General features: G+C 33.8%; 10 protein-coding genes and 2 pseudogenes. 2 read left to right on the top strand and 10 right to left on the bottom strand.

What is annotated here, in order from left to right:
- Positions 1–230: 230 nt before the first annotated feature.
- Positions 231–728: a hypothetical protein gene (locus RZN25_17100; protein MEQ6378530.1), complete on the bottom strand. Its 498-nt coding sequence runs from the start codon at positions 726–728 to the stop codon at positions 231–233.
- A gap of 91 nt (positions 729–819) precedes the next feature.
- On the opposite strand from RZN25_17100, the gene RZN25_17095 reads away from it, so the two are divergent.
- The gene (locus tag RZN25_17095; protein MEQ6378529.1) at positions 820–1,317 is read left to right on the top strand and encodes a hypothetical protein; all 498 of its coding nucleotides are present in this window, start codon (positions 820–822) and stop codon (positions 1,315–1,317) included.
- 156 nt (positions 1,318–1,473) lie between these two features.
- On the opposite strand, the pseudogene RZN25_17090 reads toward RZN25_17095, so the two are convergent.
- The 7 genes and pseudogenes from RZN25_17090 to RZN25_17060 all read right to left on the bottom strand — a co-directional run bounded on the left by RZN25_17090 (position 1,474) and on the right by RZN25_17060 (position 9,087).
- Positions 1,474–1,896 (bottom strand): annotated as a pseudogene (locus RZN25_17090) (kynureninase).
- Between the two features lie 27 nt (positions 1,897–1,923).
- Positions 1,924–2,661, bottom strand: a complete 738-nt coding sequence (locus RZN25_17085; protein ID MEQ6378528.1) for an HAD-IB family hydrolase — start codon at positions 2,659–2,661, stop codon at positions 1,924–1,926.
- Positions 2,662–2,976: 315 nt separating this feature from the next.
- On the bottom strand, positions 2,977–3,219 hold the full coding sequence (locus tag RZN25_17080) for a hypothetical protein (protein ID MEQ6378527.1): 243 nt from the start codon (positions 3,217–3,219) through the stop codon (positions 2,977–2,979).
- A gap of 121 nt (positions 3,220–3,340) precedes the next feature.
- Positions 3,341–4,168 (bottom strand): CAP domain-containing protein, encoded by an 828-nt coding sequence (locus RZN25_17075; protein MEQ6378526.1) that lies wholly within the window; start codon positions 4,166–4,168, stop codon positions 3,341–3,343.
- 706 nt (positions 4,169–4,874) lie between these two features.
- The gene (gene hcp, locus RZN25_17070; GenBank protein MEQ6378525.1) at positions 4,875–6,521 is read right to left on the bottom strand and encodes a hydroxylamine reductase; all 1,647 of its coding nucleotides are present in this window, start codon (positions 6,519–6,521) and stop codon (positions 4,875–4,877) included.
- Positions 6,522–6,742: 221 nt separating this feature from the next.
- On the bottom strand, positions 6,743–7,975 hold the full coding sequence (locus RZN25_17065; protein ID MEQ6378524.1) for an ATP-grasp domain-containing protein: 1,233 nt from the start codon (positions 7,973–7,975) through the stop codon (positions 6,743–6,745).
- Positions 7,976–8,108: 133 nt separating this feature from the next.
- Positions 8,109–9,087 (bottom strand): annotated as a pseudogene (locus RZN25_17060) (ring-cleaving dioxygenase).
- A 180-nt stretch (positions 9,088–9,267) separates the two neighbouring features.
- On the opposite strand from RZN25_17060, the gene RZN25_17055 reads away from it, so the two are divergent.
- Positions 9,268–9,708 carry a GNAT family N-acetyltransferase gene (locus RZN25_17055; protein ID MEQ6378523.1) on the top strand — a complete coding sequence of 147 codons (441 nt, stop codon included), beginning with the start codon at positions 9,268–9,270 and terminating at the stop codon, positions 9,706–9,708.
- A 5-nt stretch (positions 9,709–9,713) separates the two neighbouring features.
- Here RZN25_17055 and RZN25_17050 read toward each other — a convergent pair whose 3' ends face one another.
- Together RZN25_17050 and RZN25_17045 are read right to left on the bottom strand one after the other, a co-directional pair.
- Complete coding sequence (locus RZN25_17050; protein ID MEQ6378522.1) at positions 9,714–10,340, bottom strand: LysE family translocator; 627 nt, start codon at positions 10,338–10,340, stop codon at positions 9,714–9,716.
- 23 nt (positions 10,341–10,363) lie between these two features.
- On the bottom strand, positions 10,364–10,840 hold the full coding sequence (locus RZN25_17045) for a GNAT family N-acetyltransferase (GenBank protein ID MEQ6378521.1): 477 nt from the start codon (positions 10,838–10,840) through the stop codon (positions 10,364–10,366).
- Positions 10,841–11,355: the final 515 nt, after the last annotated feature.

The following is an 11,355-nucleotide window of genomic DNA, read 5'->3' as shown; positions in this document are numbered from 1 at the left end:
TGAAAAGAGGAAACTGAGCTAAATGGATAATCAGATTATATTTTTCTGTTTTATTGTCCATCCATAGGCAAAGTTTGTGCGTTTACTGGAAAATCAACAAAGTCATGAGCAATGAAAACAAAACACTTAAAATAGTAATCTTTTTCATATTCCCTCTCCCTTGTAATTTAAATTTTGAATCCTTGATTCTTGAAACTTTTGTCTCTTATCCCCGATAGTAGAAGTTAATTTTAATCAAAAGGATACTCTTTATGAGTGCCATCCTTATAGATAACTCTAAATTCTTCAAAATCCATTGTTTTATTATCACCAAGCATATACCAGTAATAGGCGTTGACTTTTATATTAATTTCTTTATTCTCTTTTTTTAAAATAAGAGATTCAACAGTTGAAGGAACAAATCCAAAAAGTATATTGATGCCGTTTTCGTCCATTTTAAACGTTCCAATATTGTTTAATGTGAATGCTGTATCTTTATTTCTAACAACAAAGGAACTTGAACCTTTTTCTTTCCAGCCATAGATACTCTTTTCAAAGCCTTTTACTTTTATATAATCATTTTCCTCATAAAGTACTAACCTTGTATCGTCATCAATAGTAATTTCTTCAAGAATTGACCCTTGAGTGTTTAATGCTTTGCTAACTGATGAATTTTGAATAAAGACAAAAGCAAGTGCAATCAATAAAAATACAACAGTAATTAAAGTTAAAATTATACTCTTTTTCAAAATAATCCCTCCCTTTAACCAATTATACAATAAATAAATTACCTAAAAGGTAATCTATTTTATAAACAAAATTAAGGGAGATGAAGTTTTTATGAAGAAATTTTTGTTGAATAGTCTCATAACTTTGTTATTGGTATCTCTTCTTTTACCAGTAACCTCTTTCGCAGACTCTCCGAGTTCAAACACAAATAGGTTCGAAGAAAAAACCTTAGATACTTTATTTTATAACAATGATCGAACGTGGATTAAAGAGGGTAAAATCGAGGTAAATGATTTAACGTTTGAATCAGGAAAATTAAAAAATGGAGAGTTAAAGATACACACCGAGGAGTTAGAAGGAACAATTACATTTGATAAAATTAGTTTAAAAAAAGATTACGGTAGTGGCTTTTACAATGGATATGCTTTATTTAATGATGGAGAACAAACACATGATGCTGAAATTAGCATTTCTAAGAATCTAAAAATTGTTTCGGGTGTTATAAATGATAAAGATGATCCGCAAAACAATAAATTTTTTACATCAAATAAAAACTTTAATTCAGTAAAAGCTCTCAAACAAGATTTAGATAATATACCTAACGGCTAAGCGCTTAGGTAATCACTGCCTAAATTTTACCAGTTCATAGTATCAAAGAAATTTATTGCCCACCAAGATTGGGCTGACTTTTGACCTTCATTACCATTGTGTATAATCATAATATTACTTTCATATCTATCATTTCCGTCTTCCAAATGAGTATCATTGACTCTTCAACGCATAAATGTCACTAGGGAAAGTAATTTCATCTGCTAATATTTTTGTTCTATTTCCCTTTGGCTCATAAAATGTTGCGATGAGTTGATGAAGGTTAGATGTGGTAGAACCAGTGCAATAACCTCATTTTCATTTCCTCCTACTAGAGAAGCCATCTGTCCTCCAAGTGTTTCTGATAAATAAAACCATGGATACTCTCCTTCTGTCCATCCATCAATGGCAAGTTCCTTCCAGGAAGCCATAATATCAAAAACAGACTGTTCCGCTCTTTTTGATAACAATCCTAATGAGTGTCCATTTAAATAAATACGTTCCTTTTTAATGTAAAATTCATCTCTGTAGTTGCTTAATTGGGTCTTCTTTATCTAAAAGTGCTGCACATTCTCTACTATACTTGTTGTGACTTTCCACTTGGTAACCTCCTGGTTAAACTCTACTTTAGTTGAATGTTACAGTCTTTGATTTAGGATCCACCGTGTATATTACATCTTTTCTTTCGATTACAATTTTAGTTTTTTTGTTAAGATCTTGGTCCTCTGAAATTGCCGTTAATAATTCTTTTGCAGGATTAATAGCAACTGGATTCCCTACATGTTTTAACATGGCTAAATCCCCATTAGTATCTCCATAAGCATAACTTTGAGTTAAGTCGATATTATGCTTTTCTACCATTTCTTTTATGGTTTTTTCCTTGTTAACAGAGTCCCACATCGGTTGAATTTTACCTGTAAAAAACCCATCCTCATCTATATAATACGTTGAACCACAGTAGTCAGTAGCGTTATATTTTTCGGCCATTTTAGACACTAAAAAATCAGGACTACCTGATATGAATATCACCTTATGATTACTTTCTAGGTGCCATTGAATCTGTTGCCTTGTGTACTTATACACTCGATCAGCTTTAAGACGAATCACTTGCTTTGCAATAAATTCAATATCTTCTTTAGCTATATTCGTCAAATGTTCAACGTAGACCATGCTTACATCAAGTAGATAAGCATCATAATTCCCTTGACGTTTATCCCAATCCTGGAAAGTATGTTTGACCTTTTCATGCCAAACGGATGGTGAGATGATTTCATACTTTATAAGTCTTTTGAAATGTTCAATCAATAACGAATCACGATAAAATGTACCGTCAATATCAAAAAAAGCCGCCTTATTTTTAGACATAAATTCTCTCCTCACTGTTTAATATAATCTATTATATCTTTAAGAAATTGGTCAAATTTATAATTGTAAAAAAGTAACTATATATTATCTTATTAACTATTGTAAACAAAAAACAGGTGGATTGGAATCCACCTGTTTACAAGATAAGCGTAAATTTTGTCTAACTCCAGCGAAAAACCTTCATCAAGTGATCTTCGAAGTTTTTGCCCCGAGTAATAGCTCGAAGGAAAGCTACTTCGAAGATACTAGCGATTTTTTTGTTTCGAAGGGCGCTTGTGCTTTTATTATGAGTTTTACTTTAAAACCAATTACGAATTAAGCGTATTTTATTCCTGCTTGTTTTACGTTTTCAATATCCGCAGAACCACATGGAGTTACTGCATAAGTCATCTCACACTTTGGACAATTCATTATAACTGTTTGCAAGTGAAATGTTTCGCCACAATCACATTGAATCTCGTGCATAACTCTAGGTCTTAATTTATCTTTTCCTTTACTTTTCACGTGATCAACAACTTGCACACCTTCTGTAAGATCATTTGTACATGTACAGCTCATTTATAATACCCTCCATCTTTGTTTATGACTCAGGAACTTTATTTTATTTTAGGATATCATATGTACAAAATATATTCTGTGGAAAAGGTCACATCTTCTAGGAGAACTCTAATTTCTCCTATTATTTTTTTATAAATATTTGTGTAGATAAATAGGCTTCTGGAACATTACCAACACCAATATGGGTGTAGATCGGATTTAATATGTTTCTTCTATGTCCCTCACTATTCATCCATGCTGTAACTACATCTTGAGCATTATCGTAGCCTAATGCTATATTCTCAGCAGCAGCTTTATAAGAAATTCCAAAGCTTTTCATCATCTCAGATGGCGAACCGTATGTTGGACTGTGGTGATCAAAATAATCAAATTCATGCATATCCCTCGATTTATACCAAGCAATTTCACTTAATTTAGTATCTATCTTTAATTCTGACAACCCATTATTAGCTCGTTCGATATTTGTATATTTCACAATTTCACTTTCATAGAAACTAAAACCTGGGTAATTCAAATAATCCTTAGATGTTGTTGTTTGTTTCTTCTCTTGAACCGCTTCAGATTTTGTTTGATCATCAGTTTCCTGATTTTTTCTTTTTTCTTCAACTTTGAGGTTAGCAGCCCTTTTCTCTTCTTCAAAACGTTTTTGCTCCTCTTCCTGGTTCTTCTCTTGTTCTATCTTTTCTTTCTCTAGTCGATCCTGCTCTATACGGAAACGTTCTTCTTCCTCTTTTAATTTTTGTGCTTTTTTTTCTTTTAAAAATTTAATACTATTTTGAACGTTTGCTGTAAATTTATTTTTGTTAAAATCTTTTCCACTATGATTAGAAGTTCCCATTGTACTCATACTAGCCGCTTCTTCCCTGCTGTCTCCTATAGCGGTTGTCCCAAAGAAAAAGAAAGCAATCAACAATGGGATAATCGGTAATAACCATTTATTTATTTTCAAGACCTTCACCTCATGTTCAATTACTACCATTCTAGCAATCTCGTAACTTCGACAATTTCTATTTTTTTCCTACAATATTAAGATACAAAAATACAGCTATTACGACAAGGTTATATTTTACTATGTCTAAAGTTGCGCTTACCCAGGAAATGATCAATAGTTAGAAAAAGACCTTATCATGTTGTATAAGGAATGAACATGATAAGGCCCTAGCATAAGTGAATTTTTTAAGAAAATCTTCTTAATTTTGAGAGAAAGAAGAGAATGATAAATCCATCCCCTATCAAAGTAGTTTTTTTAAATTCTTAATTGGTTGGCTTACTCACTAGAACTGAAAGACGTTGAATCTTTACTGAGGTAGTTTTGATATAAACTACAGCTACACAATTTTAAAGCGATGGAACGCGATGTATTAATTTAACGACGCTGCCTGTTATTTGATAAGTTGGACCCTGCCTGTTGCCATTTTTTTTTAATTCATTTTCTTTGGTAAACTACAAGTTTTTGGGTTGGTCAGCTTTCTACTTTCGTAGGGATCCAACAAAATGACGAACTCTCCTCTCAAGAACTTTTTCAAGAATTTGAGAGGAGGAAAGGGAATCTTACAGAGATAGAGAGCAGAAAATCCATTGCTTAGTTGAATGAGTGTAGTCTTTTTTAAAGGCTGGACGATTGATCCAGTCTCTTCGATTAATTAATTAATTAATTAGTTTACGTTCATAAACATGTCCATATCTTCTTCTACACTACTAATTCCGCCTATTCCAAAGTTTTCTACTAAGAATTTAGTGACATTTGGAGACAAGAAGGCCGGTAATGTTGGTCCAACATGAATATTTTTAATTCCGAGGTGGAGTAATGATAAAAAGACAATCACTGCTTTTTGTTCGTACCAAGCGATATTGTATGATAAAGGTAACTCATTCACACTTTCTAATCCAAAGGCTTCTTTTAGTTTCAAGGCAATCATAACCAATGAATATGAGTCATTGCATTGTCCGGCGTCAAGAACACGAGGAATTCCATTTATATCTCCTAATTCTAGTTTGTTGTAACGATATTTTGCACAACCCGCAGTCAAAATAACAGTATCTGTAGGAAGTTCTTCAGCAAACTCTTTGTAATAAGTCCTTGACTTATGTCTTCCATCACATCCAGCCATGACAAAGAATCTCTTAATATCTCCGTTTTTAACTGCATCTACGACTTGATCAGCTAGTTGAGAAACTTGATGATGAGCAAATCCTCCTACAATCTCACCCGTTTCTATTTCGGTAGGTGGTTCACAAGTAAGAGCGTGCTCTATTATCTTTGAGAAATCCTTTGCGCCATCTTCTTTTTTCTCGATGTGAGTAACTCCATCAACCGCAGTAACACCTGTCGTATACATGCGTTCCATATAGGATGCTTTTGGAGGTACGATACAGTTAGTTGTCATTAAGATAGGTCCATTAAAACTATCAAACTCTCGATTTTGTTGCCACCATGCATTTCCATAGTTTCCTACAAAGTGACTATACTTTTTAAATGCAGGATAATAATGAGCAGGGAGCATTTCGCTATGTGTATAAATATCTACACCCTTACCTTCTGATTGTTCTAAAAGTTGTTCTAAATCTTTTAAATCATGTCCGCTGATTAAAATACCAGGATTATTCCTTACTCCAATATTCACCTTAGATATTTCAGGATTTCCATAGGTAGACGTATTGGCTTGATCTAGCAACTCCATGGCAGATACTCCATATTTTCCACATTCCATAGCTAATGCTATTAATTCTTCCATTGTTGCCTCATCATTTGTTATTTGAGCAAGAGCGCGCTCCATAAACTCGTTAAGTTCCTCGCCTTCATATCCTAGATGTCCTGCATGCTCTAAATATGCCGCCATCCCTTTTAGACCATAGGTAATAAGTTCTTTTAATGAACGAATATCTTCGTCTTTTGTTGCTAAAATACTTACTTCTTGACTTGCTGATTTAACCTCTAGTTCAAAATCAGACTTCCCGGCCCACTTTATGTAATCATTTTGATTTAAAATTGGGTGACCTGCTTCTTCCAGGGAATTCATTATATCATCTCTTAAACTTAGCCCTTGTCGGACTTGTTGAAAGAAGTTACGTTTACTCCAGTTTGCATTTGTAATAGTCATAAATAAACTTGAAACGATAAAAGAACTAACCTCTTTCTTATTCAAACCATATTGGCGAGCACTCGAATTTATAATTGCTAACCCCTTTACAGTATAAATTAATAAATCCTGCATATTCGCTAGGTCATCTTTTTTTCCACAAACTCCGACAATGGTACAACCTGTTTCTTTGGAAGTTTCCTGACATTGATAACAAAACATACTCATTTTTCTTCCTCCTTTTTCTCTCAATATTTTGATCAAGATGCTTTTTACACTATTTTAAAATAACAAAACCAGACAACGAAACAAGTGATTTTCCTCACTTATTAATATTAAGAAGTGTGACAATAAGGTGAACTATTACTTGTAAGCGGTTTATCAGCAAATTAAGATATTTTGATATAATAAAAAACCACCTTAATGGTGGCTTTTTAACTATTTTACAATGGCGGATACTTTTTAAACTTTCTGTAGTAATTGAACGTTGCGACTGTCACATAAAAGATTCTTTTCAAATTTTTTTCTACTGAGAAATAATACATAGGATTTTTAGCTTGTCCTTGTCGGTACAAGGATTTGATTTTATTCCTTAACTGAACGGATTTAATGGATTTTAATAATAAGCGTTTAGGAACAATGGTATATATGGCCTCATGGTCAGAAACTGTATAATCCATTTCCTTCTGGTCGACATACTCATTGACATAATATCTAACTGGATTGTTTTTTCCTACGGTTACATAATAATTACTTCTTCCGAGACGAGGATTTAATTCAAAAAACTTATATTTCCCATCTCGTTCGTCATATTTTAAATCAAAATTTGAAAATCCTGTATATCCAGCATGATTCACAATCTTTTTAGCCTGCTCCACAACCTCATCATTGCGGAAAGTAAGAATGGCCACAGGATTTCCAATTCCACCAGGGGTATGGTCCTCGATAAGGGTTTGTCCAAAAGAAGCCATCTTAGTGTTTCCTTTTTGGTCCGTGTAAAGAGTTAAGATGTGCATGGCTGTATCATCTCCAGGAATGAATTCCTGAATGATTAATTCTTCCAAATAGCCTGCATTTCTAATTATGGTAATAATATAATTAAATTCGTTACGATCCTGTGCAGTAAAAACTTTTTTCTTCCCTTCAAATTTAACCATTTCCCATTGCACACGACTAGTAGGTTTGATAATAACAGGAAATTGAAAAGGAAGGTCTATATCCTCTGCCTTTTCTTCCTTTATGGTCATAAATTTAGGATAATCTACTCCAAGCTCTTCACATAGACCATAGAATTTGGACTTGTCGATGACTCTATGTAACACATCTTGTGTAGTATAAGGAATAATCCATTCTTCTTCCTGAAGTTGGCCTCTTATCGATACGACCATTTCAACCTGCCAGTCGTCACTTCCAATCACAATCTTAGGAATTCCAGGATAGGCTTTATTAATTTCTTTTAAGCAACTTACTAAGCTCATTTCTTCTTCCATATCTGGTTCAATAACGGAATGAACTATGACTGAGTGATTGATTGGTCCAATTAAAGCTCTGCTTATTGTAATTGATATCGTCCCATAGGCCTCATAAAAAGATCTCGCTGTACTATACACCCCAATACTAGCACCTAGAATAATAGGGATAAATTTTTGGTTTGCCAATGTCTGATTTTGTTCCATAGCACATCTCCTATTTTCAAAACTAAATGATATATTTGTCGAAACGACTCATGTTATTAGTTAATCATAAATATAAAGTTTTTCCAACAAAAAATACAATAAACGTGATACATAAAGAACCACGTTTATGTTTTTATTCTTTCGTAAATTCTATGGTACTTCTTACTGTATCAATTGGTCGTACATACTCCTCAATCTCTTTTCGTTTTAATTCTAGGAATGGGGGTAAGGAAAGTTTTTCTCCAAGAGTTTCATATGGCTCATCTCCCATAAATCCTGGGCCATCAGTTGCAAATTCAAATAAAATTTGGGGAGCAACCCTTGAATAAAGAGATTTGAAGAAAAAGCGATCGACGAATCCTGACGTTTGAAATCCGAAGCCTTGCAATCGTTCATCCCAAGAATCCAATTCTTTGCGATTCTCAATTCGAAAAGCAGCATGATGGACAGTTCCAAATCCTTGTCTTGCTGGAGGTAAAACTGAGTTGTGTTCAACGATTACCTAGGCACCGTTTCCGCCTTCTCCTACCTCAAATAGATGAAACAGACCATCTTGATTTATCTCCCTAAATAGTAATACCTTTTCCAACCATATCTTTAAAATAGTCAAAGTTTGCCACTCGAACAAAAAGTGCCCCTAACCCTGTTATGGCATATTCCAAAGGTACGGGTCCTTTTTCCCATGGTGTTCCGGATTTTACCCCTTGATTGTTTTGATCTGAAATCAATTGATACTGTTGATCGTCAAAATCAACAAATGTAATTGTCTTTTTCCCAAACTGCTCTTGAATTCCTTCATGTTTTATCTTTAATCTATCAAAACGTTTCTCCTAATATTGGAGAGCATCATCTGTAGGCACACGAAAAGATGTTTTATATATTTCATCTGTTCCATGCTTTCCTTTGGGTATCCCAGGAAAGTCAAAAAACATCATATCAGTCCCTGGACTACCAACATCATCGGCAAAAAATAAGTGATAGGTCTGGATATCGTCTTGATTGACAGTTTTCTTAACTAGCCGCATTCCTAATACATATGTGAAAAATTCATAATTCTTCTCTGCACTACTAGTAATCCCAGTTACATGATGCAACCCTTTTAAATCGTTCATTATCTATACCTCCTAAAGGCCCATTAGAGTACCGTTCTTCATCTATGTTAATTGCATGGAAGAAAAAAACCAAAAAAGTTGCTCACTTTTTATCTTTTCTCATCCTACATTAGCCTCATTCGTTATTTGATGTTTTCGTGATAGAATATTTTCAATTCTTTACTAAAGGTGGAAACTTATATGAGTGATAATAATATAGTTATTGAAGAGTTAGTTACTATTGAAGAATGGAAAAAAGCATTTCCGGTGATGAATCAGCTTCGAACACATTTGAATGAAACTTCATATACAGAGTTGGTGAAAGAAGCTTCTCAGAAGGATGGGTATCGATTATTTGCCCTATTTTCAGAAGACCAAATTGTTGCTGTCATTGGATTTATACCTATGATCACACTTTACAATGGAAGGTTTATTTGGGTCTGTGATTTGGTAACAGACGAAAGTGCACGTTCAAAGGGATATGGTGAACTTTTACTTACGCATATTGAGGAATTGGCAAAAAAAGAAGGATATGAATGTATTTCATTATCCTCTGGATTACAACGTACCAATGTACATCGATTCTATGAAGAAAAAATGGACTATGATAAAGTTAGTTATGTTTTTCTAAAAAAGTTCTAATAACCTTATGATTTGCTGCTGAAAGCAATTTGAATCCCAATAATGGCTAATATAGATCCTTTCACATGATGGAGGTTCTTGGAGAGAAAAGAACTCCGAACGAGAACCTGTTTTGTTTTTTCAGAGAAAATACTTACAATCGTAAAAATGAAGAACGCCTGAACAAGAAAGATTATGCCTAGTAGAAGCATCTGAAGAGGCACAAATCCCATAGGTTTAACAACAAACTGTGGTAATAAAGCTAAAAAGAAAAGGGAAACTTTTGGATTTAGTATATTCATGAGAATCCCTTTTTTATATAAAGATGTATAATCTAATTTTTGATGTTCTTCTAATTTTATACTATTCTCTTTTTCTCGAAAAGATTGCCAAGCCATATAAAGAAGATAGGCTACACCAGCATATTTAATGATGGTAAATGCTGTGACAGATTGATAGATAAGAGCTGATATTCCGAGTGTTACTGCTGTTATGTGAACAAGTAGCCTGGTACACAGCCCTAGAGCAGTTGAGATTCCTGCTTTTTTGTTTTGAGAAATACTTTGAGCTATTACAAACAAAATATCAGGACCAGGCATAATGGTTAAGAGTAACGCTACACCTAAAAAAGATAGAAAATGCAGAAGATCCATTAATATACCTCCTCATTTACACTTTAAAGAATAAATACTAATTGTTTTGTTTGAAAGGTATGGCCGAACAGATTATCTTCAAATTCTTTGACTTCCTGAAATCCTTTGGAACGATAAAATTCTTCCCCTACCTGATTCCCTTTTTCCACATCAACAAAAATCTTACTAGTAGAATCTAATAATGAAATAATCTTATTAAATAACTTAGTCCCTATCCCGTTGCCTTGATATTCTGGATAGATATAAATAGCACTTAGCTCTGCTGTTTGATCTTGTTGAAAGACATTAGCAAATCCAACGACATTGTCTTCTTGTTTTGCAACTAAAAATAAAGACTCCTTGATTCTGTTTTTTAAAATTTCGTCAGAGTATGCTCTTGTTAGAAACTGGTCTTGTACTTGTTCTGGTATCAAGTCTTTGTATGTATGATGCCATGTCTTAATAGCAATTTCTCGGATATCCTTAATGTCAGATTCCATTGCGTTTCTGATTGTTATCATTGAACCCACCCTTTTATGAGGAAGATATGTCTTCCCTGTTTATTCTTACTATTATATAGATGGTCGCTGAAGGATTGAAGTAAAAAGGATTGTTTGTTTTGTTTTGAGGTGTCATCTTAAGTAAGGTTATTTTATCTTTGGGAAGGGTGGCTGTTACGATTCTCGTTGTATGGATGAGGTAATGTTTCATTGAGTAACGATCGTTTTTTATTAATTTTCTTTAATATAAAGGTTCGGTGCTGCTTATCCTGTTTGCGTGACGAAGTTTTCCATTGAGTGCTAGAGGTTTTTCATTCATTTTATTACTTGGTATGGGTTTGGTGCTAAATGTAGTGATTGGGAGCTAAACTTTTGGCTTGAGTGATGATGTTAATCATTGGGTGATAGTTTCAGAAATTTAAGTGCTAAAACCCTTGATTTACGTGACAGTTTTGGAAAGGATAGTGCCGTTGTAAAACGATGAGTGCTATGATTTTATCTTGTGTGCCGCTGACCCTATTTGGGTGATGAATTAG

The sequence above is a fragment of the Bacillaceae bacterium S4-13-56 genome (assembly GCA_040191315.1).
GTDB lineage: Bacteria > Bacillota > Bacilli > Bacillales > JAWJLM01 > JAWJLM01.
This window is presented reverse-complemented; position numbering and strand designations above follow the sequence as displayed.

Excerpts from the sequence above, each read along its gene's own strand:
- RZN25_17095 (MEQ6378529.1), top strand. The coding sequence starts at position 820 with ATGAAGAAATTTTTGTTGAATAGTCTCATAACTTTGTTATTGGTATCT.
- RZN25_17085 (MEQ6378528.1), bottom strand. The coding sequence starts at position 2,661 with ATGTCTAAAAATAAGGCGGCTTTTTTTGATATTGACGGTACATTTTAT.
- RZN25_17080 (MEQ6378527.1), bottom strand. The coding sequence starts at position 3,219 with ATGAGCTGTACATGTACAAATGATCTTACAGAAGGTGTGCAAGTTGTT.
- hcp (MEQ6378525.1), bottom strand. The coding sequence starts at position 6,521 with ATGTTTTGTTATCAATGTCAGGAAACTTCCAAAGAAACAGGTTGTACC.
- RZN25_17065 (MEQ6378524.1), bottom strand. The coding sequence starts at position 7,975 with ATGGAACAAAATCAGACATTGGCAAACCAAAAATTTATCCCTATTATT.
- RZN25_17055 (MEQ6378523.1), top strand. The coding sequence starts at position 9,268 with ATGAGTGATAATAATATAGTTATTGAAGAGTTAGTTACTATTGAAGAA.
- RZN25_17050 (MEQ6378522.1), bottom strand. The coding sequence starts at position 10,340 with ATGGATCTTCTGCATTTTCTATCTTTTTTAGGTGTAGCGTTACTCTTA.
- RZN25_17045 (MEQ6378521.1), bottom strand. The coding sequence starts at position 10,840 with ATGATAACAATCAGAAACGCAATGGAATCTGACATTAAGGATATCCGA.